This is a genomic window from Streptomyces sp. NPDC002306 (assembly GCF_053593435.1).
The window spans coordinates 952,983-979,062 of record NZ_JBSFCK010000001.1; the positions used below are offsets into that span (position 1 = coordinate 952,983).

The 26,080-nt window shown below is 69.5% G+C and carries 17 protein-coding genes; 6 read left to right on the forward strand and 11 right to left on the reverse strand.

Annotated elements, in window-relative coordinates; genetic code table 11:
• Window positions 1-394: 394 nt before the first annotated feature.
• The 4 genes from ACWCQK_RS04110 to ACWCQK_RS04125 all read left to right on the forward strand — a co-directional run bounded on the left by ACWCQK_RS04110 (window position 395) and on the right by ACWCQK_RS04125 (window position 6,247).
• The gene (locus ACWCQK_RS04110) at window positions 395-1,057 is read left to right on the forward strand and encodes a response regulator transcription factor (RefSeq protein ID WP_030687574.1); all 663 of its coding nucleotides are present in this window, start codon (window positions 395-397) and stop codon (window positions 1,055-1,057) included.
• A gap of 198 nt (window positions 1,058-1,255) precedes the next feature.
• Entirely contained in the window at window positions 1,256-2,545 is a 1,290-nt protein-coding gene (locus tag ACWCQK_RS04115) for an HRDC domain-containing protein (protein ID WP_451151613.1), read from the forward strand.
• A gap of 349 nt (window positions 2,546-2,894) precedes the next feature.
• Complete coding sequence (locus tag ACWCQK_RS04120; protein ID WP_451151615.1) at window positions 2,895-4,112, forward strand: thiolase family protein; 1,218 nt, start codon at window positions 2,895-2,897, stop codon at window positions 4,110-4,112.
• Window positions 4,109-6,247 carry a 3-hydroxyacyl-CoA dehydrogenase NAD-binding domain-containing protein gene (locus ACWCQK_RS04125; protein WP_451151617.1) on the forward strand — a complete coding sequence of 713 codons (2,139 nt, stop codon included), beginning with the start codon at window positions 4,109-4,111 and terminating at the stop codon, window positions 6,245-6,247. Before ACWCQK_RS04120 ends, ACWCQK_RS04125 begins: the two co-directional genes overlap by 4 nt.
• A gap of 359 nt (window positions 6,248-6,606) precedes the next feature.
• On the opposite strand, the gene ACWCQK_RS04130 is transcribed toward ACWCQK_RS04125, so the two are convergent.
• Window positions 6,607-7,623: a hypothetical protein gene (locus ACWCQK_RS04130; protein WP_451151619.1), complete on the reverse strand. Its 1,017-nt coding sequence runs from the start codon at window positions 7,621-7,623 to the stop codon at window positions 6,607-6,609.
• 68 nt (window positions 7,624-7,691) lie between these two features.
• Here ACWCQK_RS04130 and ACWCQK_RS04135 point away from each other — a divergent pair, with 68 nt between their 5' ends.
• Window positions 7,692-8,066 (forward strand): NTP pyrophosphohydrolase, encoded by a 375-nt coding sequence (locus ACWCQK_RS04135; RefSeq protein WP_451151621.1) that lies wholly within the window; start codon window positions 7,692-7,694, stop codon window positions 8,064-8,066.
• 21 nt (window positions 8,067-8,087) lie between these two features.
• Here the strand turns inward: ACWCQK_RS04135 and ACWCQK_RS04140 are convergent, their stop codons facing one another.
• From ACWCQK_RS04140 to ngcE, 10 genes are all read right to left on the reverse strand, one after another.
• Window positions 8,088-9,536 (reverse strand): ArnT family glycosyltransferase, encoded by a 1,449-nt coding sequence (locus tag ACWCQK_RS04140; RefSeq protein WP_451151623.1) that lies wholly within the window; start codon window positions 9,534-9,536, stop codon window positions 8,088-8,090.
• Between the two features lie 72 nt (window positions 9,537-9,608).
• Window positions 9,609-11,120: an amino acid permease gene (locus ACWCQK_RS04145; protein WP_451151625.1), complete on the reverse strand. Its 1,512-nt coding sequence runs from the start codon at window positions 11,118-11,120 to the stop codon at window positions 9,609-9,611.
• A gap of 157 nt (window positions 11,121-11,277) precedes the next feature.
• Window positions 11,278-13,206, reverse strand: coding sequence for a 1-deoxy-D-xylulose-5-phosphate synthase (gene dxs / locus ACWCQK_RS04150; RefSeq protein WP_451151627.1), 1,929 nt, complete (start codon window positions 13,204-13,206; stop codon window positions 11,278-11,280).
• A gap of 239 nt (window positions 13,207-13,445) precedes the next feature.
• The gene (locus ACWCQK_RS04155; protein WP_451151629.1) at window positions 13,446-14,768 is read right to left on the reverse strand and encodes a sugar ABC transporter permease; all 1,323 of its coding nucleotides are present in this window, start codon (window positions 14,766-14,768) and stop codon (window positions 13,446-13,448) included.
• Window positions 14,765-15,556: an ATP-binding cassette domain-containing protein gene (locus ACWCQK_RS04160; protein ID WP_385773949.1), complete on the reverse strand. Its 792-nt coding sequence runs from the start codon at window positions 15,554-15,556 to the stop codon at window positions 14,765-14,767. Before ACWCQK_RS04160 ends, ACWCQK_RS04155 begins: the two co-directional genes overlap by 4 nt.
• Window positions 15,557-15,802: 246 nt before the next feature.
• A complete protein-coding gene (locus ACWCQK_RS04165; RefSeq protein ID WP_451151631.1) occupies window positions 15,803-16,909 on the reverse strand; it encodes a sugar ABC transporter substrate-binding protein in 1,107 nt (368 codons plus the stop codon).
• 121 nt (window positions 16,910-17,030) lie between these two features.
• Window positions 17,031-18,230, reverse strand: coding sequence for an ROK family transcriptional regulator (locus ACWCQK_RS04170; RefSeq protein WP_451151633.1), 1,200 nt, complete (start codon window positions 18,228-18,230; stop codon window positions 17,031-17,033).
• Window positions 18,231-18,418: 188 nt separating this feature from the next.
• Window positions 18,419-19,342 (reverse strand): carbohydrate ABC transporter permease, encoded by a 924-nt coding sequence (locus tag ACWCQK_RS04175; RefSeq protein WP_451151635.1) that lies wholly within the window; start codon window positions 19,340-19,342, stop codon window positions 18,419-18,421.
• A gap of 18 nt (window positions 19,343-19,360) precedes the next feature.
• Window positions 19,361-20,296, reverse strand: coding sequence for a carbohydrate ABC transporter permease (locus ACWCQK_RS04180; protein ID WP_451151637.1), 936 nt, complete (start codon window positions 20,294-20,296; stop codon window positions 19,361-19,363).
• A gap of 73 nt (window positions 20,297-20,369) precedes the next feature.
• Entirely contained in the window at window positions 20,370-21,833 is a 1,464-nt protein-coding gene (gene ngcE, locus ACWCQK_RS04185) for an N-acetylglucosamine/diacetylchitobiose ABC transporter substrate-binding protein (protein ID WP_451151639.1), read from the reverse strand.
• A 350-nt stretch (window positions 21,834-22,183) separates the two neighbouring features.
• Here ngcE and ACWCQK_RS04190 point away from each other — a divergent pair, with 350 nt between their 5' ends.
• Window positions 22,184-25,987 carry a GH92 family glycosyl hydrolase gene (locus ACWCQK_RS04190; RefSeq protein WP_451151641.1) on the forward strand — a complete coding sequence of 1,268 codons (3,804 nt, stop codon included), beginning with the start codon at window positions 22,184-22,186 and terminating at the stop codon, window positions 25,985-25,987.
• The last annotated feature ends 93 nt before the right edge of the window (window positions 25,988-26,080 follow it).

Sequence of the window (26,080 nt, forward strand, 5' to 3'; positions counted from 1 at the left end):
CCTCGCGCCTGTGACGACCTCCGCCACACCACCTCCCGCTCCCCTTCCCGCCCACGGCCTGGACCACCTTCCGGCCACCCCTCGGCCACCGCTTCACGCCCTCGATCACGCCCTCGATCACGCCCCGATCCCCGCTTGGCTCGTTTGGCGGCCCACTTTGGCGATCTCTTTGTCGATACGGCCACTTTCTGGCACCCAATCGGCTCCGACCGAAGCGATTCGATCTTCGGATGATCGATCGCGTGTCCGAATTGCACAGATTGTTACTCACTAGATCGTGATCATTCTCTAAAGGCGGCCGGGTTTGCTGCCGAAGACGACTGTGACCTTGAAAGCACGGTTCGTCCCGGCTTCTTCCCCACGAGCCGGTACCGTCCCCCACCCAGGAGGCCTGGTGTCCGTTCTCCTCGAGCAGCCCGCAAGCCTGGTCGCCTACCGCCCGAACAAGCCCACCGCCATGGTGGTCGTGGCCGACCCGCGCGTCCGCTCCACCGTCACCCGTCATCTGTGGGCGCTCGGTGTGCGCGATGTCATCGAGGCCTCGTCCATCGCGGAGGCTCGTCCCCGCATCGGCAACCCCCGCGACATCTGCGTCGCCGACGTCCACCTGCCCGACGGCTCCGGCCTCACCCTCCTGTCCGAGACCCGTGCGGCGGGCTGGCCCAACGGCCTCGCCCTGTCCGCCGCCGACGACATCGGCGCCGTGCGCAACGCCCTCGCGGGCGGCGTCAAGGGCTACGTCGTCACCGGCACCCGTACGAACGTCGGGCTCCCCACCCGCCCCGGCGCCGCCCCCATCGGCTCCGCCGCCGCCCGCATGCACCGCCGCCCCCCGGGTGCCCCGAGCCACCCGGGCGGCTACCGCGAACTCTCCGGCCGCGAGGTCGAGGTGCTGCGACTGGTCGCGGAGGGCCAGTCGAACAAGGCGATCGGCGTCTCCATGGGCCTGTCCGCGCTCACCGTCAAGAGCCACCTCGCCCGCATCGCCCGCAAGCTCGGCACGGGCGACCGCGCCGGGATGGTCGCGGTGGCGCTGCGGACCGGCATCATCCACTGACCGAACCCGCCGACCGACCCAGCCGGCCGAACCCGCCGACCGAACCCGTGGAGCGACCCCGTGGAGCGGATCCGGCGGACGCATTCAGCGACCGGATTCACTGACACGTGTGACACATGACTGGTTTACGCCCCCCGAGCGCCCGCCGACGGAACGTTCCGTCGGCGGGCGCAGTCCATACACAGATACCCTTGACATGTGACCGACGCCCAAGAAACCGCAGCAGCCACGTCACTGCGAACCACCGGAGGCGCCCCTCCGGACGACGGCGGAACTTCTCTCACCGGGGCGCCGGTCCCCTTGCTCGAGCCGCGCGAGGGCATTCCGCCGGTGATCACCGACGAGGCGGCCCTCGCCGAGGTGATCGCCGCCTTCGCCGCCGGGTCCGGCCCGGTCGCCGTCGACGCCGAGCGCGCGTCCGGCTACCGCTACGGCCAGCGCGCCTACCTCGTGCAGCTGCGCCGCGAGGGCGCCGGCAGCGCGCTGATCGACCCCGTGGCCTGTCCGGACCTCTCCGGCCTGGGCGAGGCGCTCTCCGGAGTGGAGTGGGTGCTGCACGCGGCCACCCAGGACCTGCCCTGTCTGCGTGAGATAGGCATGGTTCCCAGCCTGCTGTTCGACACCGAGCTGGCCGGCCGGCTCGCCGGGTTCCCCCGGGTGGGCCTGGGCGCCATGGTCGAGAGCGTCCTCGGTTTCGTCCTGGAGAAGGGTCACTCCGCCGTCGACTGGTCGACCCGCCCCCTGCCCGAGCCCTGGCTGCGGTACGCGGCACTGGACGTGGAGCTGCTGGTCGACCTGCGGGACGCGCTGGAGAAGGAGCTGGACCGGCAGGGCAAGCTGGAGTGGGCGCGGCAGGAGTTCGACGCGATCGCCTCGGCCCCGCCCCCTGAGCCCCGCAAGGACCCGTGGCGACGCACCTCCGGGATGCACAAGGTGCGGCGGCGGCGCCAGCTCGCGGTGGTGCGCGAACTGTGGGAGACCCGCGACCGGATCGCCCAGCGCCGGGACATCTCGCCGGGCAAGGTGCTGGGCGACGCGGCCATCGTCGAGGCCGCGCTCTCCCTGCCGGTCAACGCGCACGCCCTCGCCGCGCTGAGCGGGTTCGGGCATCGCATGGGCCGCCGGCAGCTGGACCAGTGGCAGGCGGCCGTCGACCGCGCCCGGGAGATCCCGGACGTACAGCTCCCGCAGCCGGGACAGCAGGTGACGGGACCGCCGCCGCCGCGCGCGTGGGCGGACAAGGACCCGGCCGCGGCGGCCCGGCTGTCCGCCGCGCGGGCCGCGGTGTCGGCGCTGGCCGAGCGGCTCACCATGCCGCAGGAGAACCTGATCACGCCGGACACCGTGCGGCGCGTGTGCTGGGAGCCGCCCAAGGGCGTGGACGCCGAGTCGGTCGCCGGGGCGCTGGCCGGGTACGGGGCGCGGCCGTGGCAGGTGGAGCAGGTGACACCGGTGCTGGTGGAGGCGCTGTCCGTCGAGGACGCCTAGAGCCTTTCGTTCGGATCAGCCCGGTCGTGGCCGACGGAGCCGTCGGTCCGCGGCACCGGGCTGATCCCGACGACAGGCCCTGGCCGGCGTCGAGGAGCCTTCTCGCCGCTCGCGCGACCGCGGGCTGCCGGGGGCCGGTCGCGCGGTGCGGCGCGCCCTCGCGGGGCGCCGACGTCGAGATCGCGCCAAGATCCGGTGCGGCCGTGCGCAGACCTCGGATGTGACCTTCGCCGCTCCCGCCTCCGGGGCTGGGCAGCGTGGTTACTCGTAAGTAGCATGGTGGGGTGAGCGCACGCTCAGCCGCGTGCGCCGCGCAGCAGTGCCATCCCGCATCTGGAGGAGAGCCATCGTGCCTCGTACCGTCAGGGACGTCGTCTTCGTCGACGGCGTCCGCACCCCGTTCGGCAAGGCGGGCCCGAAGGGCATCTACCACGAGACCCGCGCCGACGACCTCGTCGTCAAGGCGATCCGGGAGCTGCTGCGCCGCAACCCGGGCCTCGACCCGAAGAAGATCGACGAGGTCGCCATCGCCGCGACCACGCAGATCGGCGACCAGGGGCTGACGCTGGGCCGCACGGCCGGCATCCTCGCCGGGCTGCCGCAGTCGGTCCCCGGTTACTCGATCGACCGTATGTGCGCGGGCGCGCTGACCGCCGTGACGACCACGGCCGGCTCCATCGCCTTCGGCGCGTACGACGCCGTCATCGCCGGTGGTGTCGAGCACATGGGCCGCCACCCCATGGGCGAGGGCGTGGACCCGAACCCGCGGTTCGTCAGCGACAAGCTGGTCGACGAGTCCGCCCTGTTCATGGGCATGACCGCCGAGAACCTGCACGACCGCTACCCCACCATCACCAAGCAGCGCGCCGACGAGTACGCCGTGCGCTCGCAGGAGAAGGCCGCCAAGGCGTACGCCAACGGCAAGATCCAGCAGGACCTGGTGCCGATCTCGGTGCGCAACACCAACGCGGAGGTCGGTGAGACGGGCTGGGGCCTGGTCACCGCCGACGAGCCGATGCGTCCGGGCACGACGCTGGAGAACCTGGCGAGCCTCAAGACGCCCTTCCGCGTCCACGGCCGGGTCACCGCGGGCAACGCGGCCGGCCTCAACGACGGCGCGACCGCGTCGATCATCGCGTCCGAGGACTTCGCCCGCGAGCACGGCCTGCCGGTGCGGATGCGCCTGGTCTCCTACGCCTTCGCGGGCGTCGAGCCGGAGGTCATGGGCTACGGTCCGATCCCGGCCACGGAGAAGGCTCTCGCCCAGGCAGGCCTGTCGATCGAGGACATCAACCTCTTCGAGATCAACGAGGCCTTCGCCGTCCAGGTCCTCGCCTTCCTGGAGCACTACGGCATCGCCGACGACGACGCACGCGTCAACCAGTACGGCGGCGCCATCGCCTACGGCCACCCGCTGGCCTCCTCCGGCGTGCGTCTGATGACGCAGCTGGCCCGCCAGTTCGAGGAACAGCCGAACGTCCGCTACGGCCTGACGACCATGTGCGTCGGCTTCGGCATGGGCGCGACGGTCATCTGGGAGAACCCGCACTTCGAGGGGGACAAGTGAGCACCACCGCTGAGCTTTTGAAGGGTGCGGCCGAGCTGTTCCCCGACGAGGTCGTGACGTCCGCGCACGTACGCCACCTCGACCTGCCGTACGGCGCCGGGCGCTTCGCGCTCGTCACGCTGGACAACGGCTTCGACCACACCAAGCCGACCACCTTCGGCCCGGCGTCGCTGGCGAACCTGAACGCCGCCATCGACCAGGTCGAGAAGGAGGCCGCGGCCGGCGAGATCGTCGGTGTCGGCATCACCGGCAAGCCGTTCATCTTCGCGGTCGGCGCGGACCTCAAGGGCGTCGAGCTCCTGAAGAACCACGACGACGCGCTCGCCATCGGCAAGGGCGGCCACGAGGTCTTCAAGCGCCTGGCGGCCCTCGCGGTCCCGACCTTCGCGTACTACAACGGCGCGGCGATGGGCGGCGGCGTCGAGGTCGGCCTGCACTGCGCGTACCGCACGGTCTCCAAGTCGGTGCCGGCGTTCTCGCTCCCCGAGGTCTTCCTCGGTCTGGTCCCCGGCTGGGGCGGCTGCGCGATCCTGCCGAACCTGATCGGCGCGGACAAGGCCGTCTCGGTGATCATCGAGAACTCGCTCAACCAGAACAAGCAGCTCAAGGGCCAGCAGGTCTTCGACCTGGGCATCGCCGACGCCCTGTTCGAGGGTGCGGACTTCCTGGAGCAGTCGCTGATCTGGACCGCCCAGGTGCTGAAGGGCGACATCGAGGTCGAGCGCCCGGTGATCGACCGCGGCGAGGCCTGGGACCAGGCGGTCGCGCGCGGCCGCTCCATCGCCGACGGCAAGGTGCACGGCGCGGCCCCGGCCGCCTACCGCGCGCTGGACATCATCGCCGCCGCGAAGAACGGCGACCTCCAGCAGGGCTACGACGCCGAGGACAAGGCGCTCGCCGACCTGATCATGGGTGGCGAACTGCGCGCCGGCATCTACGCGTTCAACCTGGTGCAGAAGCGCGGCAAGCGTCCGGCGGGCGCGCCGGACAAGTCGCTCGCGCGTCCGGTCACCAAGGTGGGCGTCGTGGGCGCGGGCCTGATGGCCTCGCAGCTGGCGCTGCTGTTCCTGCGCCGCCTCGAGGTGCCGGTCGTGCTGACCGACATCGACCAGGAGCGCGTCGACAAGGGTGTGGGCTACGTCCACGCCGAGATCGACAAGCTGCTCGGCAAGGGCCGGGTCAACCAGGACAAGGCCAACCGCCTCAAGGCGCTGGTGTCCGGTGTGCTGGACAAGGCCGAGGGCTTCGCGGACGCGGACTTCATCATCGAGGCCGTGTTCGAGGAGATCGGCGTCAAGCAGCAGGTGTTCGCGGAGGTCGAGGCGGTCGCCCCGGCGCACGCGATCCTCGCCACCAACACCTCCTCCCTCTCCGTGACGGAGATGGCGTCGAAGCTGAAGAACCCCGAGCGGGTCGTCGGCTTCCACTTCTTCAACCCGGTCGCGATCCTGCCGCTGCTGGAGATCGTCCGCGGCGAGCAGACCGACGACGCCTCGCTGGCCACGGCGTTCGCCGTCGCCAAGAAGCTGAAGAAGACCGCGGTGCTGGTGAAGGACGCCCCGGCGTTCGTCGTGAACCGCATCCTCACCCGCTTCATGGGCGAGATCCAGAACGTCATCGACGAGGGCACGCCGGTCGTGGTCGCGGAGAAGGCGGTGGAGCCGCTGGGTCTGCCGATGTCGCCGCTGGTGCTGCTCGAACTGGTCGGCCCGGCCATCGGCCTGCATGTCTCGGAGACCCTCAACCGGGCGTTCCCGGACCGCTTCACGGTCTCCGCGAACCTCGCCGCGGTCGTCAAGGCGGGCAAGCGCGGCTTCTACGTCTACTCCGCCGAGAACGGCTTCAAGCCGGAGCTGGACCCCGAGGTCGCCGCGCTCCTCCAGCAGGGCGAGGTCGTCCTGACCGAGGAGCAGGTGCGCGAGCGGGTCCTGGACGCGGTGGCGCAGGAGATCGGGATCATGCTCGACGAGGGGGTCGTCGCCGAGGCCCAGGACGTCGACCTCTGCCTGATCACCGGTGCCGGCTGGCCCTTCCACCTGGGCGGCATCACGCCGTACCTGGACCGTGAGGGTGTCTCCGAGCGCGCGAACGGCAAGAAGTTCCTGGCGCCGGGCGTGGCGTCGGTTCCGGCGTGACGGCCTGACGGGACACGCACAGAGGGCCTCCGCTTCCGGCGGAGGCCCTCTGTCGTGTTCCGGGGACGTCGTGTTCCGTCGTCTCCCCGGATGTCGTGCTCTCCGGACCGCCAGTCGTGGGCGTGGGTGCCCCGCCAGGTCCCGTCCTCCTGGACCGGTGCCTCGGCGATGAGCCGGCCCTGTTCGAGGAGCATGACCTTGGCGACGCCGGGGGCCGCCCGGCCGGTGTCGTACGACACGATCGACCAGAACCGGGTCGTGGCCGCCGAGCCGCGGGCCTCGACACTGTGGAAGGCGCTGCGCACCGACTCCGAGATCCCCGCGTCGGCGAGGAAGTCCCGTGAGCCGGGCACCCCGTCTCAGACCGAGCGCCAGGCCTCCAGTGCCAGTCCTGGTTCATCCTTGCGGCGGGTGACGAGCAGTTCGCCGGTCGACGGGGAGAGGGCCGCGGCGGCCACCCGGCCGTCCTCGTCCACCGCGAGGGACACCACGGCGTCCGCGGGCAGTTGCGGACCCGACTCGGTCCACCAAGCGCCGGCCGCCTCCTGCTGGGTGGGGTAGGCGGCGAAGGCGACCCGGCCGGAGGCCGAGCGCTGGGCGAGCACCGTGCAGTCGTGGCCGTCGAGTTCGCAGCGTACGGCGGCGACCGGGCCCGAACCGGCGGCGGCCAGCACGGCGACGGGCTTGCCGCCGGGGCGCCAGGCGCACACGTCACCGGAGTCGTCGGTGTAGAAGAGGGTGGTGCTCTGCGGCGAGGTGGCCAGCGCGCGCAGCGTGCCCGGCCGGACCGTGGCCTCCATCGCCTCCTCCAGGACGGGCTGGGCGGCCCGCTCCTCCTGCCGCCAGTGCAGCAGGGCGCCCGGTACGGCCGCGTACAGCTCGACGCGGCCGGACTCGCCCGTCACCGCCTCGAGCTCCCCCTCGACGTCACGTCCCTTGAGATCGCGCCACGGGTCCCAGCCGCCCTTCTCCTTCTGGGCGCGCATGCTGACCCCGGAGGCCTGGTTGCGGACGAAGACGTGCGCGCGCCCCTGGGCGTCGACGGCGACCGCGGGGACACCCGTGCGGTCGCCCTTCTTGTCGGGGTGCCCGATCGAGGTCCAGTCCAGGGCCGCCAGCCGGGGCTGGAAGTGCGCGGAGTGCACCAGACCCGACTCGCCGGGCGCGGTGGGACGCCAGGAGACCAGGTGGGCATAGCGGTCGGCGCCTTGGCCGATCGCCAGGACGGGATGCAGTCTCTGCTCACCCCCGATCGTGCGCGGGGGCGCCCAGGAGCCGCCGGGGCCGTGCTCCGCACGGCACAGGGCAGCGTCACCCGAGGACAGATAGACACCGAGTCGGCCGTCGCGGCCACGTATGAACCAGTCTCCGTTCACCGGATCACTGTAATTCCCCGTCGGCCTCCTCACTCCATGCGGGGCGGTCACCGTGCGACCCTGGCCCCATGGACGACACCGCCGGGAGCCTCCTTCTGATCGTCGACGCCGCGAACGTCGTCGGGTCGGTGCCCGACGGCTGGTGGCGGGACCGGCGCGGTGCCGCGGAACGGCTGCGCGACCGGCTGGCGGCGGACGGGCTGCCCGGGCACGACGGCCCCGTGGAGATCGTCCTCGTGGTGGAGGGCGCGGCCCGTGGGGTGCGGTCCGTGCCGGGCGTGACGGTGGAGTCGGCGCCCGGCAGCGGCGACGACCACATCGTCACCCTCGTCGCCGACGTGCCCGGCCGCCCCCGCCTGGTCGTCACGGCCGACCGCGAACTCCGCCGCCGGGTGACGGACCTGGGCGCGGAGGTCACCGGTCCGCGGACGGTACGGGGTTGACGGCGGGCGGGGGCGGCCGGTTCACTCCCCCGCCACCCGGCCGTACAGCACCGCCCCGTCCACCGTCGCCACCTCCTCGTATCCCGCCGCCAGCAGGCGTCGCAGGCTGGGGAGCCGGTCCGGGGCGTACGGCTTGCCGCGCGAGTCGTCGACGATCAGGGACGGGGGACGGCGGGCCAGTTCGGCGCGGAAGACCGTCCAGGTGCCGGGGACGGCGTACTTCTCGCCGACCTGGGGGCCGTCGCGGCCACCGCTGTAGTTGGTGAGGAGACCCGCGGTGAGGTACCGGCTCGCGGGGGTGCGGTCGGCCAGCCAGTACGTCTCCGGGTGTATCCCCCAGAACAGGACGCGGTCGGTCGGGTCGGTGCGGTGCGCGACGGCGGCGGCGACGCGCTGGGCGTGCGCGAGTTCGGGGCGTGGGGCGAGCAGGCCCCAGGTCAGGAACAGGGCGCAGCAGCAGGACGAGACGAACAGGGCGGTCGTACGGCGCTCGCGCGGGAGGATCTGGAGCGCTGCCGTGGCCAGCAGGGCGACCGGCGGGATGAGTTGCAGGTAGTAGTGGCCGAAGAAGTGGAAGCCGAGCAGCACCGCTCCGGCCGAGGAGGCCAGCCACAGCCAGAGGTCCGCCGCGCCGGTACGCGCGGTGCGCAGCACCCGTACGACGGGCGGCAGCAGGCCCGCGCAGGCCACCGCGAGGATCGCCGCGTTGGTCAGCCCCCGGGCCAGGACGTGCAGTTCGGAACCGGTGAAGGAGGCGTACGCGGCGGATCCGGTGACGGTCCAGAAGAGGAATCCCGCCGGGTCGGTGACCAGGGCGGCGCAGAGCACCGGCGCCGCGACCCCGGCCGCCAGCCGCAGCAGGGCCGGCCGGGCGGGACCGCACAGCCACAGCACCGGCAGCAGCACCGCCCCGCCGGTCTGTTTGGTGAGGAAGGCGCAGGCCACGGCGATGCCGGCGGTGGTCCAGCGGCGCCGGTCCGCGCACCACATCGCGGCGGCCGTGCAGGGCAGCGTGAACACCTCGAACCCGGCGGCCTGCGCGTCCTCGGGGTTGAGTCCGACCGAGACCAGCAGGTACAGGACGCCGGCGGTGCGCCCCGCGCCGTCGCCCCAGCGCCGCCGGGCGAGCGAGGCGAGCAGTACGGCGGTGAGCAGTTGGGCCAGCACCGCGAGCACGCGTACGGAGGTGAGGGAGTGCGAGCCGCACAGGGCGAACGCCCCCTCGTAGAGCCAGGGCACCAGCGGCGGCTTGCGGTCCACGACGGTCTCGTACAACCGTCCGCCGTGCGCCAGCAGGCGGGCCTGGACGGCGAGATAGCCCTCGTCGGGGTTCCACAGCGGGTGCGCGAAGGACGGCAGGCGGGTGGCGCAGGCCAGCAGCGTCAGCGGGGGCAGCAGCCGCCGCCAGTACGACGCCTTCGCTTCGGCTGCGGCTGCGGAGCGTGGCGTGACGAGTGGGGCGGCAGACATGAGGAGCACGCTATCCGGCCCCGTATGTCCCCTTGAAGCAGGACATACGGGGCCGGTGGGTCCGGTGTTCGGCTACTCCCCGTGGCTGGCCGTCCGGTCGGCGCCGGCGGCCTCCTCCCGTCCGAGACGGCTGTGCGAACGTCCGTACAAGAAGTAGACGACGAAGCCGAGCGCCATCCAGATCGCGAAGCGGAGCCAGGTCTCGGTGGGGAGGTTCAGCATCAGCCAGAGCGTGGCGAGGACCGAGACGATCGGGAGGAACGGCACCCAGGGGGTGCGGAAGGAGCGGGGCAGGTCGGGGCGGGTGCGGCGGAGGATGATCACGCCGAGCGCGACCACCACGAAGGCGAACAGCGTGCCGATGTTCACCAGTTCGGCGAGTTCGCTCAGGCTGGTGAAGCCGGCGAGGACGGCGATGATCCCGCCGAGCAGGATGGTCGGCCGGTGCGGGGTCCTGAAGCGGGGGTGGACCCGGGAGAAGAAGCGCGGCAGCAGTCCGTCACGGCTCATCGCGAAGAAGACGCGGGTCTGGCCGAGCAGCAGGATCATGCAGACCGTGATCAGGCCGACGGCAGCGCCGAGGCTGATCACACCGGCGAACCAGGGGTGTCCGGTGGCCTTGAAGGCGTCGGCGAGCGGGGCGTCCACCGACAGGTCGCTGTAGTGCTGCATGCCGGTCACGACGATCGACACGGCGACGTAGAGGGTGGTGCAGATGACCAGGGAGCCGAGGATGCCACGCGGCATGTCGCGCTGCGGGTTCTTGGTCTCCTCGGCGGCGGTGGCGACCACGTCGAACCCGATGAAGGCGAAGAAGACGACGGAGGCGGCGGTGAAGACGCCCAGCACACCGAAGTTGGACGGGGTCCAGCCGGCGATCAGCTGGATCAGCGGCGCCTCGACGTCCGTGCCCGCCGGGGCCGGCCGCGACGCGGGGACGAACGGGCTGTAGTTGGCGGCCTTGACGAAGAAGGCACCCGCGACGATCACGATGAGGACGACGGCCACCTTGACGGCGACGACGACCTCGGTGACGCGCGCGGAGAGCTTCATGCCGAGCACCAGGATCCCGGTCAGCACCAGGACGAGCGCGGCGGCGAGGATGTCGAACCCGAAGCCGTCAGCGCCCTCCCGGCTGCCGAGCGCGGCGGGCAGGTGCCAGCCCGCGTTGTCCATCAGTGAGCGGATGTAACCGGACCAGCCGACGGCGACCACCGCGGTGCCGAGCGCGAACTCCAGCACCAGGTCCCAGCCGATGATCCAGGCGGGCAGTTCACCGAGGGAGGCGTACGAGAAGGTGTACGCGGATCCCGCCACCGGGAGGGTGGAGGCGAACTCCGCGTAGCACAGGGCGGCCAGGGCGCAGACGACGCCGGCCACGACGAAGGACAGGGCGACCGCGGGGCCCGCGGTCTCCTTGGCGACCTTGCCGGTCAGCACGAAGATGCCGGTGCCGATGATGACGCCGACACCGAAGACGGTCAGGTCCAGCGCGGACAGGGATTTCTTGAGCGCGTGTTCTGGCTCCTCGGTGTCGAGGATGGACTGCTCGACCTTCTTCGTCCGGAAGAGGGTGCTGCTCACAGGTGTACCTCCCACGCTGGTCGTCCTCGACATGATCGAGAGGGGGCGACATCCGTATGCCCCGGCGTGGGTCATTTCACGCGAATGGGCCGGTTCCGCCACCCTTCGCGGGGGAGGAACCGGCCCATCCGGGCGTGTCCGCGTACCTGCTCAGCCCTCAGTCACGGGCGGGCTCGACCGAGTCGACCTCGGCGGTGGGCCGGTCGAACCGTCCGTCCAGCTTCGCGACCAGGCCGGTGACCTGACGGGCGATGTCGGGGGCGGTGAGCCCGATCTCCGCCATCACCTCCGCGCGGGAGGCGTGGTCGAGGAAGCGCGGCGGGATGCCGAAGTCGCGCAGCGGCACGTCGACGCCCGCGTCCCGCAGGGCCTGCGCGACCGCCGAGCCGACGCCGCCGACCCGGGAGTTGTCCTCCACGGTGACGACCACCCGGTGCCGTTCGGCGAGCGGGGCCATCGCCTCGTCGACGGGCTTGACCCAGCGCGGGTCGACGACGGTGGTGGTGATGCCCTGCTTGTCGAGCAGGCCGGCGATGTCCAGGCACATCGGGGCCAGGGCGCCGACGGAGACGAGGAGCACGTCGGGTGTGTCCGTGCCCGGCTCGCGCAGTACGTCCATACCGCCCACCCGGCCGACGGCGGGTACGGCGGGGCCGACGGCGCCCTTCGAGAAGCGGACCACGGTCGGCGCGTCCTCGACGGCGACGGCCTCGCGCAGCTGGGCGCGGACCTGGTCGGCGTCGCGCGGGGCGGCCAGCCGGAGGCCGGGGACCACCTGGAGGATCGACATGTCCCACATGCCGTTGTGGGAGGCGCCGTCGGTGCCGGTGACACCGGCCCGGTCCAGGACGAAGGTGACACCGCACTTGTGCAGGGCCACATCCATCAGCACCTGGTCGAAGGCGCGGTTGAGGAAGGTGGCGTACACCGCGAAGACCGGGTGGACGCCACCGGTGGCGAGGCCGGCGGCCGAGACGGCGGCGTGCTGCTCGGCGATGCCGACGTCGTAGACCCGCTCGGGGAAGGCCTTGGCGAACCGGTCGAGGCCGACCGGCTGGAGCATGGCCGCCGTGATGGCGACGATGTCGTCGCGCTCCTTGCCGAGCTCGACCATCTCGTCGCCGAAGACGGAGGTCCAGTCGGCGCCGGAGGAGGCGATCGGCAGGCCCGTGTCGGGGTGGATCTTGCCGACCGCGTGGAAGCGGTCGGCCTCGTCCTGGAGGGCGGGCTGGTAGCCGCGGCCCTTCTCGGTGAGGCAGTGGACGATCACCGGGCCGCCGAACCGCTTGGCGCGGGCCAGCGCGGACTCCAGGGCCTCGATGTCGTGGCCGTCGATGGGGCCGACGTACTTCAGGCCCAGGTCCTCGAACATGCCCTGCGGCGTGATGAAGTCCTTCAGGCCCTTCTTGGCGCCGTGCAGGGTCTCGTACAGCGGCCTGCCGAGGACGGGGGTGCGCTCCAGCACCTCCTTGGTCCGGGCGAGGAAGCGCTCGTAACCGTCGGTCGTGCGCAGGGTGGCGAGGTGGTTGGCCAGGCCGCCGATGGTGGGGGCGTACGAACGCTCGTTGTCGTTGACGACGATGACCAGCGGGCGGTCCTTGGCGTCGGCGATGTTGTTCAGCGCTTCCCAGGCCATGCCGCCGGTCAGCGCGCCGTCACCGATGACGGCGACGACGTGACTGTCCCGTTTGCGCTGCTGGTTGGCCTTCGCGAGGCCGTCGGCCCAGCCGAGCACCGTGGAGGCGTGGCTGTTCTCGATGACGTCGTGCTCGGACTCGGCCTGCGAGGGGTAGCCGGAGAGGCCGCCCTTCATCTTCAGCTTCGAGAAGTCCTGGCGGCCGGTGAGCAGTTTGTGCACGTAGGACTGGTGGCCCGTGTCCCACAGGACCTTGTCCTTCGGCGACTCGAATACGCGGTGCAGGGCGATGGTGAGCTCGACCACACCGAGGTTGGGGCCGAGGTGGCCGCCGGTCTTGGACACGGCGTCGACGAGGAAGGTCCGGATCTCCTCCGCCAGCTGGGCCAGCTCCTCCGGGCTGAGCCGGTCCAGATCGCGCGGTCCCCTGATGTGGGTCAGCAGCGGCACCCGTGCCTCCTTGCAGTAGAGCTGATCGAGCTGTTGCCGGGCTTGTCGAGTCTAATGTTCCGCCTTTGCGGCCGACGCCCGGGCTGTGCGTCGTAGGTCACGCGAACGGCCGTACCCAAGAAGTGCCCGGGTTAGTGCCGTGGTGAGGACATACCTGTGCCCGGCGCCGCCATTGGCGCCGGGCACAGGATCTTGCACCGGACCGGCCGCGGCTGCCCGCGGCCGGTCCTGGCGGAGTGTTACGCGCGGCCCGCGGCCTTCTGGCTCTTGCGCGAGACGGAGTCGATGACGACCGCGCCCAGCAGCACCGCGCCGGTGATCATGTACTGGATGGACGTGTTCATGTTGAGCAGGTCCAGGCCGGTCTGGATCGACTGGATGACCAGCATGCCCAGGAGGGCCGACCAGACGTTTCCGCGTCCGCCGAAGAGGCTGGTGCCACCGATGACGGCCGCCGCGATGGCGAGCATCAGGGTGTTGCCGCCACCGGCGTTCAGCGTCGCGCTCGCGGTCTGGCCGGCGAAGAACATACCGCCGACCGCCGCGAAACCGCCGGAGATGGCGAAGACGGAGATGCGGACCATGGGCACGCTGATACCGGCCCGGCGGGCCGCCTCGATGCCACCGCCGACCGCGAAGATCTTGCGGCCGTACGTGGTGCGGCGCAGCACGAAGTCGACGATCACCAGGGAGGCGAGGAAGATCACCAGGGCGTTGGAGACACCGGAGGCGTTGTTCAGCACGGCCGCGGCGGCGAAGGAGACCACGGCGAGGGCCACGACGCGCAGCAGGATCTCGCTGGTGGGCCGGAACGGCACCCCGGCGGCCTTGCGGCGGCGCTGGTCCATGAACGAACCGACGAGCATCGACACGACACCGAGGCCGGCCAGCACGTAGGCGCCGATGATGGCCTGGTCCATGAAGAACGAGCTCTGGCCGAGCAGGTGCACCGGGCCGTCCTCGGCCGGGATGTTGATCGTGCCGCTCGAACCGAGCAGCCACAGCATCAGGCCGTTCCAGCCGAGGAAGCCGGCCAGGGTGACGACGAAGGCTGGCACCCCGATCCTGGCGAAGAACCAGCCGTGCAACGCGCCGATGAGGACACCGGTCACGATGGTCAGGATCACCGACAGCCAGGCGTTCATGCCGTGGTTGACCACGAACACCGCGAAGACCGTGGACGCCAGGCCGCTGACCGAGCCGACGGAGAGGTCGATCTCGCCGAGCAGCAGGACGAACACCAGGCCGATGGCGAGCATGCCGGTGGCCGAGAGGAAGTAGCTGATGTTCGACAGGTTGTCGGCGCTCAGGAACCGGTCGTTCTTCACCTGGAAGATCGTCCAGATGATGATCAGGCCGAGGAAGACCGGCAGCGAGCCGAGCTCACCGCCCTTCACCTTGCGCTTGAACTCGGTGAGGTAGCCCTTGAGGCCCTCTTCGCGCACCAGCAGGCGCGGGTCGACGACGGTGACCGGAGCGGCCGTGGGGTCGTCGGCGGGCGCGACCGTGGTCGTCTGCTCCACCTCGGCCTCCGCCTTGGAAACCTTGGACGTGTCGCTCACTTTGCGGCCTCCGTGCTGCGACGCCCCGCACGACGGGTCACGGCGTTTTCCGTGGCTCCGGTGATCGCGGCGATGATCTCTTCGTGGCTGGTGTCCTTCACGGAGAAGGAGCCGTTGTTCTTGCCCAGGCGCAGCACGGCGACGGTGTCCGCGACGGCCTTGACATCGGCCATGTTGTGGCTGATGAGGATGACGCCGAGGTCGCGCTCGCGCAGCCGCTCGACCAGGTCGAGGACCTGCGCGGTCTGCTCGACGCCGAGCGCGGCGGTGGGCTCGTCGAGGATGACGACCTTGGGGTCACCGATGAGGGCGCGGGCGATGGCGACGACCTGACGCTGGCCACCGGAGAGGCTCGCGATCGGGATGCGCACGCTCGGGATCCGGATGGAGAGCGTGCTCAGCAGCTCACGCGCCTTCTGCTCCATCGTCACCTCGTCGATGACGCCTCGGTGCAGCAGCTCGCGACCGAGGTAGAGGTTGCCGACCACGTCCAGGTTGTCGCACAGGGCGAGGTCCTGGTAGACCGTCGCGACGCCGAGTCCCTGGGCGTCGTTCGGCTTGTTGATGCTGACCGGCTTGCCCTCCCACTCGATGACGCCCTCATCGATGGGGTGGACACCCGCGATCGTCTTGACCAGGGTCGACTTTCCTGCGCCGTTGTCGCCCACCAGGGCGACCACTTCTCCGGCGTGGACCTCCAACTCGACATCGGTGAGTGCCTGGACCGCACCGAATCGCTTGGAGACTCCGCGCAACGCCAGCACGGGCGTAGCGGACACGTGAACCATCTCCTTCGCCGCCTGACCGGCGGGGATGCCGCGCGTGAGAACAGGCGCGGAGGGATGTGCGAAACGCACAAGGATTACAGAACGAACATGCGCGAGTCCGCTGCGCTTGGCAACGGTTCCGTCCGACGCCCGCCCCGCAGCGGGGTGTGAAGGTGGGGCGGGCGTCGGACAGGTTCGCGGGACCGCTGGGCGGTCACTGCTCGGGCGGCCACTCGTGGTCCGAGTGGTCGCCCGAGGGGAACGTGCTTACTGCAGGCCGGCGGTCTTGCAGGCCGCGGCGAAGTCCGCGGTGCAGATGTCGGCGGCCGTGTACAGACCGTCCTTGATCACCGTGTCCTTGATGTTGGCCTTGGTGACCGAGACCGGGGTCAGCAGCTGCGAGGGCACCTTGTCGCCGGAGCCGCTGGTGAGCTCCTGCGTGGCCAGGGACTTGATGTCCTTGCCCTCGAGCAGGTTGACCGCGAGCTGGGCGGCGGCGTCCGCCTCCGGCTTGAAGGCCTTGTAGACGGTGGAGGACTGGGTGCCGGCGACGATGCGCTGGATACCCGCGAGCTCCGCGTCCTGACCGGTCAGCGGGATGCCGCTGATCTTCGCGCCCTTGAGGGTGTTGGCGATGCCACCGGCCATGCCGTCGTTGGCGGAGTAGACGCCCGCGATGTTCTTGGCACCCAGCTGCGTGATGGCCGCGGACATCTTCTGCGCGGCGACGGTGTCCTTCCAGAGGCCGGACTGCTCGTAGGCGATGTCGACCTTGCCGTCGAGGGCCTTGTGGGCACCCGCCTTGAACTGGCCGGCGTTCGGGTCGGCGTCGTCACCGTTGATCATGACGATCTTCGACTTCGGGGTGGCCTTCGAGCCGAGCGAGGCGAGCAGGGCCTCACCCTGGAGCTCGCCGACCTTCTGGTTGTCGAAGGAGACGTAGGCCGAGACCGGGCCCTGGGCGAGACGGTCGTACGCGACGACCTTGATGCCCTTGTCCACCGCGGTCTGGATCGAGGACTTGATGGCGGCGGAGTCCTGGGCGCTGATCACGAGGACCTTGACACCCTTGGTGATCATGGTGCTGACCTGCTGGGCCTGCTTGGCGGCGTCACCGGCGGCGTTCGCGTACTCGACGTTGCAGTCCGAGCACAGCTCCTTGACCTTGGCCTCGAAGAGCGGCTTGTCGAACTTCTCGTAGCGAGCGGTGACGCTGTCGGGGAGCAGCAGACCGATGGTCTTGTTGCCGCCCGCGGAGGAGCTGCTGCCGCTGTCCGAGTCCTTGTCGTCACCGGCCTTGCCACAGGCGGCCACGGAAAGGGCCATCGAAACCGCGGCGGTGCCGATCACGACTCTACGCATCATTGCGTTCATTGGGGGTGCCTCCCTGACAGGGCCGCAACGCTGCGGCCGAGGTGGCTGGAAGTCAACTCGGCCACACGTGCGACGTCAAGAAGTAAATACTTAACGGGTTGGCAACGGCGTGTTTCGTTCTCTAAGTGAAGGCAGGGGTAACGGCGGACAACGTCCCGTCCAAAAGGGTCGAATCGCCCATCTCGCTGAGCGCGAGCGCGAGTGCGCCGAGCACCTCCGCGCGGCCGCCAAGTGCCCCTGGAAGCACGGACAGTTGACGTGCCGCACTGGGGATCGCGTAGCGGCCCACGGACTCCCTGATCGGCCCGAGGACCAGTTCACCGGCCTCGGCGAGATCACCGCCGAGCACCACCCGGCTCGGGTTCAGCAGATTGCAGAGATTGGCCACCCCGCTGCCGATATGGCGGCCCACGTCGCCGATCACCCGACGGCAGCCCGGGTCTCCGTCCCTGGCCAGCCGTACGACGCCCTCCATGGTCAGATCGGTGCCATGGCTCGACTGCAGGAGCGGGAGCACGTACCGCGCCGCCGCGAAGGTCTCCAGGCAGCCGCGGTTTCCGCAGCGGCAGACCGGGCCGGACTCGTCGAGCGTGATGTGCCCGATCTCCCCCGCCGTCCCGCCCGGACCGCGGTAGATCTTCCCGTCGATCACCAGGCCGGCGCCGACCCCGCTGGACACCTTGATGTAAGCAAGGTCACGTACCCCTCGGCCGCTGCCCCAGACCAGCTCACCGAGGGCGCCGAGGTTGGCGTCGTTGTCCACGTGGACGGGCACGCCGAGCCGCCCCCGCATCTCCTCCGCGGGCCGGGAGCCGGTCCAGCCGGGCAGAATGGCGGTCGAGCCCAGGGTGCCGGACTCCACGTCGATCGGGCCGGGTACGCCGAGACCCACGCCGGCGATCTTGGAACGGTCCACGCCGGTGGCCGCGATCAGGCGGTTGACCAGCTCCTCCGCCCGGTCGAAGCCCTGCGCGGACGAGGAGTCCACGTCCAGCGGCTCGGACTCCTCGGCCAGCACCTGGTGGGCGAGATTGCCCACCGCGACCCGTAGATGGGTGTGCCCGAAGTCGACGCCGATGACAATCCCGGCATCACCGCTCAGCGAGACGCTGCGCGCCCGGCGGCCACCCGCCGACGTGGGCGTGACCTCGACCGTTCCGCCGTCCTTGAGTTCACGGACGATGTTGGAGACCGTCGCCGCCGACAGACCCGTCGTCCTCGCGATCTCCGCCTGGGTCAGCGATCCCGCCAGCCGTACTGCACGCACGACCCGTTCCAGGTTGGCTCGGTGCAGCGACGACTGCGACCCCGGAGTCTCCACGACGACCTCCTGCGCACGGGACCGCCTCGATGAGGCCCCGTCTATGTCCAACTAGTGAACTCTAAGCTGAGCCGTTCGGGTCGCCTCCCGTCAAGAGGTTGAACAGTATCCGGGGTCTTGCACACGACGACGCACACCGTTCCCGATCATGGAAACGGTGTGCGCACGACCCCCTGCGGACGGCTACCTCACTTCAGCGTCGCCGATGTCAGACCCGACTGCACCTGCCGCTGGAAGGACAGGTAGACCACCAGCATCGGGATCATCGCGATGGTCACGCCCGCGAAGAGAACGGGCAGGTCGGAGGCGTAACCCGCCTGCTGCTGAAGCTGGATCAGACCCTGGGTGAGCACATAGCGCTCGGGATCGTCGCCGCTCTGCGGCTGCATCAGGACCGTCGGCAGGATGAACTGGTTCCACTGGCCGAGGGTGTTGAAGATCCCGACACTGATCAGGCCGGGCTTCGCCATCGGCAGCATGACCTGGAAGAACGTCCGGGTGTGCGAGGCCCCGTCGAGGACCGCCGCCTCGAAGACGGCCGTCGGCAGGGTCCGGAAGAAGGAGTGCATGAAGAACACCGTGAACGGCATCGAGTAGGCGACGTACACCAGGATCAGACCCTGGTAGGTGTTCAGCATGTCCAGGCGTTTGACCATGAAGAACAGCGGGACCAGCGCCAAGAACACCGGGAACATCGCGCCCGCGACGAAGAAGTAGTAAAGGAAGCGGTTGCCCCAGAACCGGTAGCGGGCCAGCACGTACGCGGCCATGGACCCGAAGAGCATCGTCAGCGGTACCGAGAAGACCAGCACGATGAGGGTGTTGAGGAAGTAGTCCCCGATGCCCTTGTCCCAGGCCCGGGAGAACACGTCCAGGGACCAGTTCTGCGGCCAGCCGAAGGCCGAGCCGCCGATCTGGACGTCGGTCTTGAAGGAGCTGAGCACCAGCCACAGCAGCGGCAGCACGATCAGCAGGGCCCACAGGGCGAGGAACCCGTGCGAGAAGGCGTTCAGTACGACGCCCTCGCCGCGCCGGTCGTCGGGGCGGGCCGGGGTCTTGCCCACGGACCGCTGGGCGGGGACCTGTGCGGTCTCCTTGATGGGTGCGCTCATCGTCGTCGTCTCTCCCGCTCAGAACTCGATGCGCTCACGGCGGGTGGCGCGCAGTGTGACCACGGACAGGACCAGGGTGAGCAGCAGCATGATCACGCCCATGGCGCAGGCGTAGCCGCTCTTGCCGAAGTAGAGGAAGTTGCGCATCATCACGGTCGACATCACGTCGCTCTCGTGATCGGGACCGCCGCCGTACGCGCCCATGTTCGCCGTCATGGACGACACGAGCACGAACATGTCCATCGCGACGATGCCCAGGTACACCCAGGCCGTCTGGACGGTCTCCCACAGCAGCGGCAGGGTGATGCGGAAGAAGGACTGGGCGCGGCCAGCGCCGTCGATCAGGGCGGCCTCGTAGATGTCCCTCGGGATCGACTGCATGGCGGCCGAGAACAGCACCAGGTAGAAGCCGACCCCGTGCCAGACGACGACGAGGATCAGCGCCCACCGGACGATGCCGGGCTCGTTGAGCCATTCCACGGGGGTGTCCGGGTCGACCAGTCCCAGTTTGATCAGCAGGCCGTTGAGCATGCCGCCGCCGTCGCTGCGGTACACCGCGTTGAACAGCACCGAGAGAATGGCCAGCGACAGGACCTGCGGAAAGAAGTAAACGATCTTGTAGAACTTGGATCCGGCCACCCCGCTCACGCCGCCGGAACGGCTGCGTCCGCCCACGTTCACCATGAAGGCGAAGAAGATCGAGAGCAGAATGGTGATCACCGGGACGAACACCAGGAACTGGATGTTGTGCCAGATGGCCTTCAGGAACACGTCGTCCTGGAACAAGGCCTTGTAGTTGTCGAGGCCCACGAACTCGAAGGTCTGCGACTGCCCCTTCCAGTCGGTCAGCGAATAGCCGAACGTCTGGATGTACGGCCAGATGACGAAGATCAGATAAAGCGCCACGGGAACGAAGAGAAATCCCGTGACGAACCTGTACTGCCCTTTGCGCATGGCGTTCCTGCTCCTGGTGTCCTCCCCCGGGCCGGAGAGGATTCCGGCCCGGGTTCCGCCTCGTCGTGCGCGGTCAGTCGCGGTGGTTCTTCTTGGCCGCCGGGTCCTTTGCCGCCTTGTCGACCGCCGCCTGGGCCCGCTTCAGCCACTCCTTGGGCTGGATGCGCTTGGCCATCAGCTCGTTGGACGCGGCCTGGATGGAGGCGTCCATCTCGCTGTACCACTCGGGGTAGAGGTAGCGGAAGGTGTTGTCGCCGGCCGCCTTGGACACCTCGACCGTGGACTGGGTGCCGGGCCGCAGCTGGACGCCGGCGTCGACACCGTCCTTGAGGATGGTGAGCGAGTTCGCCTCCTTGGCGAACGTCGTCGACCACTCCTTGGACAGCATCCGCCGCATGAACTCCTTGGCGGCGGGCAGGTTCTTGGCCTTCTTGGGGATGATGTACGGCTCACCGGAGCCGGCCCGGATCGCCTCGAACGGCATCGCGCTGCCGGCCAGCGCGGGCATCGGCATGAACTTCATGTCGAAGTCGTCCGGGGTCTGCTTGAGCTGCTCGTTCTCCAGCCACGAACCACAGGTGATGAAGGCGGCCTTGTACTGGTTCCAGCGGGTCTGGGACTCGGTGTGGGTCAGGCCGTTCGTCCCGGGCATCAGATAGCCCTTCTCGACGACCTCATAGATCGCCTCGATGGCCGCCTGCGCCGCGTCGGAGCCGACGAACGCCTTCGGGTCGAGGTTGTCGATCGCCTTCATGGCGTCCAGACCGCCCTTCTTGGCGATCAGGTCCATGATGGCGACGTTGATGTAGTACGGGTACTTGCCCTGGTGGGCCAGTCCGCCGATGCCCTGGGACTTGGCGTCCTTGCTGATGGCGAGGAAGTCGTCCCAGGTCTTGGGCTCCTCCCAGCCCTTCTCCTTGAAGAGCTTGCCGGAGTACCACAGGCCCCACACCGTGTAGATGTAGTTGAGGGCGACGACCTTGCCCTCCTGGAGGCCCGGGTCGGTGGTGCCGGGGATCAGGGTGTCGCGGACCTTCTTGGAGGGGTCGTCGATCGAGGGCGAGTCCAGCACCTCGGCGAGGTCGAGCAGCTGGTCGTTCTTGTAGAGCACGTCGATCTTGATCTGCTGGGCGCCGGAGTCGTCGACGATGTCCGGCGGGTTGCCGCCGTTGAAGCGGGGCTGGAGCTTGCCGCCGATCTCCTGGGTACCGGTGTGGGTGGAGGTGACGCCGACCGCCTTCTGGAAGGCCGCCTCCCACGCCTTGGCGTAGTCGTCGCCGTAGCCGCCCTTGAAGATGACGACGTCGAGCTTGCCGCCCTTCTCCACACCGAAGGGGTTGTCCTTGCTGGTCTTCGCCTTGCCCTTCCCGCCGTCATCACCGGAATCGTCACCTCCGCCGCCGCTGGCACACGCGGAGAGGAAGCTCATCGTCGGTACGGAGATCAGGCCGAGAGCGGCGGAGCGCTGGATCAGAGCGCGCCGGCCGACACCTTCGGGACGTTCGGAACCGTGGTTCTCTGCGGAAGTGGATCCCATGCTCAAGTCCTCGCCTTCTAACAGGACTCAGGCGGTGAACCGGATCCTCCCGGCACCGCGGTCAGGTCAAGCAGGGTCGTACGGGACGTGCGGCAGTTCATCGAATCGCCGACAGGTATAGTCCACTTCCCGCCAACAGAGCAAGATCGAATGCAACGTTGGCCATGGGTCTTTTCCGAGTTGAGACCTCCCGGAAATATGAGCCGCCTGTGGGTGCCTTGCCGGAAAAATCCGCGACATAGACCCCGAATGCCCCTGTCAACACCCTTGACATCACAGGCCACTTCACCCACTACTGGTCCCTGCGCCTGTTTTTGACAACGTTGTCCAGTGCAGGGAGGGCTCCTCGAATGCGGCACAGAACTCGGCACAGATGGGCTGCGGCGGTCGCCTTCGCGGCCGCCTTCGTCATGGCGGTGGGTGCGCAGGGAGCGGCGGTCGCGCTCCCCGCGACCGCCTCCGCGGACCGGGAGTTCGCCTCCTCCTTCGAGGCGGACGACCCGGCCCCCGACTGGCTCAACACCGTCGACACGGCACCGGACGGCAGCGGCCGGGCCGCGGGCGTCGACGGTGGCTACAGCACCGGCATCCCGGGCAGCGTGACCGACCACGTCACCGACGTACGGGCCTCCGCCGAGAACACCGGCGGCGGCGAGGTGAAGGAGAACCTCGTCGACAGCGAGCCGGGCACCAAGTGGCTCGCCTTCGAGACCACCGGCTGGGCCGAGTTCGACCTCGACAAGCCGCTCGCGATCAAGACGTACGCCCTCACCTCCGCGAACGACTTCGCCGAACGCGACCCGAGGAACTGGACCCTTCAGGGCTCCGTCGACGGCACCGACTGGAAGACCCTCGACACCCGCTCCGGCGAGACCTTCCCCGAGCGCTTCCAGACCAAGTCGTACGACCTGGCCGAACCGGCCCCCGCCTACCAGCACTTCCGGCTGGACATCACGAAGAACAACGGCGCCTCCGGCATCCTCCAGCTCGCCGACGTCCAGTTCTCCACCGGCGGCAGCGGCGGTCCCGTACCACCGGAGATGCTCTCCCTGGTCGACCGGGGCCCGAGCGGCTCACCGACCGCGAAGTCGGGCGCCGGCTTCACCGGCAAGAAGGCCCTGCGCTACGCCGGACGGCACACGGCGAACGGGCGGGCGTACTCGTACAACAAGGTCTTCGACGTGAACGTGGCGGTCGGCCGGGACACCGAGCTGGACTACCGGATCTTCCCGTCCATGGCGGACGGTGACCGCGACTACGACGCCACGAACGTCTCCGTGGACCTGGCCTTCACCGACGGCACCTATCTGAGCGGTCTGGGCGCCACCGACCAGCACGGATTCGCGCTCACCCCGCAGGGTCAGGGCGCCGCCAAGTCCCTCTACGTCAATCAGTGGAACAACGTCGCCTCCCGGATCGGATCGGTTGCGGCCGGGAAGACGGTCGACCGGATCCTGGTGGCGTACGACTCCCCCGCCGGCCCGGCGAAGTTCCGCGGCTGGCTCGACGACGTGAAGATCCGTTCCGTGGCGCCGGAGAAGCCGAAGGCCCATCTGGCGGACTACGCGCTCACCACCCGCGGCACCAATTCCAGCGGCGGCTTCTCCCGGGGCAACAACTTCCCCGCGACCGCCGTGCCGCACGGCTTCAACTTCTGGACGCCGGTAACGAACGCGTCCTCGCTCAGCTGGCTGTACGACTACGCACGCGCGAACAACGCCGACAACCTGCCGACGGTCCAGGCGTTCAGCGCGAGCCATGAGCCGAGCCCCTGGATGGGCGACCGGCAGACCTTCCAGGTGATGCCCTCGGCCGCCACCGGCACCCCGGACACCGGCCGTACGGCACGCCAGCTGGCCTTCCGGCACGAGAACGAGACCGCGCGGCCGTACTACTACGGGGTGCGGTTCGAGAACGGCCTGAAGGCGGAGATGGCGCCGACCGACCACGCGGCGGCCCTGCGCTTCACCTACCCCGGGGACGACGCGAGCGTCCTGTTCGACAACGTCACCGACCAGGCGGGACTGACCCTCGACCCGGCCACCGGGACCGTCACCGGCTACTCGGACGTGAAGTCCGGACTGTCGGCGGGCGCGACCCGGCTGTTCGTCTACGGCGTGTTCGACAAGCCCGTGAAGGACGGGTCGTCCAGCGGGGTCAAGGGGTACCTGCGGTTCGACGCGGGCGCCGACCGCACGGTGACCCTGCGCCTGGCCACCTCGCTCATCAGCCTCGACCAGGCGAAGGACAACCTGCGCCAGGAGATCCCCGACGGCACCTCCTTCGACACGGTCCGCAACCGGGCCCGCGGCCAGTGGGACCGGGTGCTCGGCAAGGTCGAGGTCGAGGGCGCCACCCCCGACCAGCTGACCACGCTCTACTCCAGCCTCTACCGGCTGTACCTGTACCCGAACTCCGGCTTCGAGAAGGTCGGTTCCACGTACAAGTACGCTTCCCCGTTCTCGCCGATGCCCGGCCCCGACACCCCGACCCACACCGGCGCGAAGATCGTCGACGGCAAGGTGTACGTCAACAACGGCTTCTGGGACACCTACCGCACCACCTGGCCCGCCTACTCCCTGCTGACGCCCGGTCAGGCGGGTGAGATGGTCGACGGGTTCGTGCAGCAGTACAAGGACGGCGGCTGGACCTCGCGCTGGTCCTCGCCCGGCTACGCCGACCTCATGACCGGCACGTCCTCGGACGTCGCCTTCGCGGACGCGTACGTCAAGGGCGTCCACTTCGACGCCGAGTCGGCCTACGACGCCGCGCTGAAGAACGCGACCGTCGTGCCGCCGGCCTCGGGCGTGGGCCGCAAGGGCATGGCCACCTCGCCCTTCCTCGGCTACACCAGCACCGACACGCACGAGGGCCTGTCGTGGGCGCTGGAGGGCTACCTCAACGACTACGGCATCGCGAAGATGGGCCAGGCGCTCTACAAGAAGACCGGCAAGAAGCACTACAAGGAGGAGTCCGACTACCTCCTCAACCGCGCCCAGGACTATGTGCGGCTCTTCGACCCGAAGGCCGGCTTCTTCCAGGGCCGCGACGCCAAGGGCGACTGGCGGGTCGAGTCCTCGACGTACGACCCGCGCGTGTGGGGCTACGACTACACGGAGACCAACGGCTGGGGCTACGCCTTCACCGCGCCGCAGGACTCCCGCGGTCTCGCCAACCTCTACGGCGGCCGCAGCGGCCTCGCGCAGAAGCTCGACACCTACTTCGCGACCCCCGAGACGGCCTCGCCGGACATCGTGGGCTCCTACGGCGGTGTCATCCACGAGATGACCGAGGCCCGGGACGTGCGGATGGGCATGTACGGCCACTCCAACCAGGTCGCGCACCACGTCAACTACATGTACGACGCGGCGGGCCAGCCCTGGAAGACCCAGAAGAACGTCCGCGAGGTCCTCTCCCGCCTCTACACCGGCAGCGAGATCGGCCAGGGCTACCACGGCGACGAGGACAACGGCGAGCAGTCGGCCTGGTACCTGTTCTCCGCGCTCGGCTTCTACCCGCTCGTGATGGGCAGCGGCGAGTACGCGGTCGGCTCACCCCTGTTCACCAAGGCGACCGTCCACCTGGAGAACGGGCGGGACCTGGTCGTCAAGGCACCGAAGAACAGCGCGAAGAACGTGTACGTGCAGAGCCTGAAGGTCAACGGACGTACCTGGACGTCGACTTCGCTGCCGCACTCGCTGCTCGCCAAGGGCGGGGTGCTGGACTTCTCCATGGGGTCGAAGCCGTCCGCCTGGGGCACCGGCAAGAACGCGGCGCCGGTGTCGATCACCGAGGACGACAAGGTGCCGACGCCGCGCGCGGACTCCCTGACGGGTACGGGCGCCCTGTTCGACAACACCTCGGCGACGGACGCCACGGTGTCCTCGGTGGACCTGCCCGTCGCCACCGGGACCAAGGGCGTGCAGTACACGCTCACCTCGTCGGCCGACCACGCGAAGGCGCCGACCGGCTGGACCCTTCAGGGCTCGTCCGACGGCACGACCTGGCGGACCCTGGACCGGCGCTCCGGCGAGTCCTTCGCCTGGGACCGGCAGACGCGCGCCTTCTCGGTCAGGACACCGGGCTCGTACGCGCACTACCGCCTGGTCCTGGACGGCGAGTCGACGCTGGCGGAGGTGGAGCTGCTGGCGTGACCGTGACACCCGTGGCATGCACCTGACGGCATGACCTCGGGAGAAGGGGCGGGTCCGGCGACGGGCCCGCCCTTTCGTATGCGCGCGGGCGGA

Coding starts and splice junctions, on each gene's coding strand:
- ACWCQK_RS04135 (WP_451151621.1), top strand. CDS start 7,692: ATGGACGACACCGCCGGGAGCCTCCTTCTGATCGTCGACGCCGCGAAC.
- ACWCQK_RS04140 (WP_451151623.1), bottom strand. CDS start 9,536: ATGTCTGCCGCCCCACTCGTCACGCCACGCTCCGCAGCCGCAGCCGAA.
- ACWCQK_RS04160 (WP_385773949.1), bottom strand. CDS start 15,556: ATGGTTCACGTGTCCGCTACGCCCGTGCTGGCGTTGCGCGGAGTCTCC.
- ACWCQK_RS04165 (WP_451151631.1), bottom strand. CDS start 16,909: ATGAACGCAATGATGCGTAGAGTCGTGATCGGCACCGCCGCGGTTTCG.
- ACWCQK_RS04175 (WP_451151635.1), bottom strand. CDS start 19,342: ATGAGCGCACCCATCAAGGAGACCGCACAGGTCCCCGCCCAGCGGTCC.
- ACWCQK_RS04180 (WP_451151637.1), bottom strand. CDS start 20,296: ATGCGCAAAGGGCAGTACAGGTTCGTCACGGGATTTCTCTTCGTTCCC.
- ngcE (WP_451151639.1), bottom strand. CDS start 21,833: ATGGGATCCACTTCCGCAGAGAACCACGGTTCCGAACGTCCCGAAGGT.
- ACWCQK_RS04190 (WP_451151641.1), top strand. CDS start 22,184: ATGCGGCACAGAACTCGGCACAGATGGGCTGCGGCGGTCGCCTTCGCG.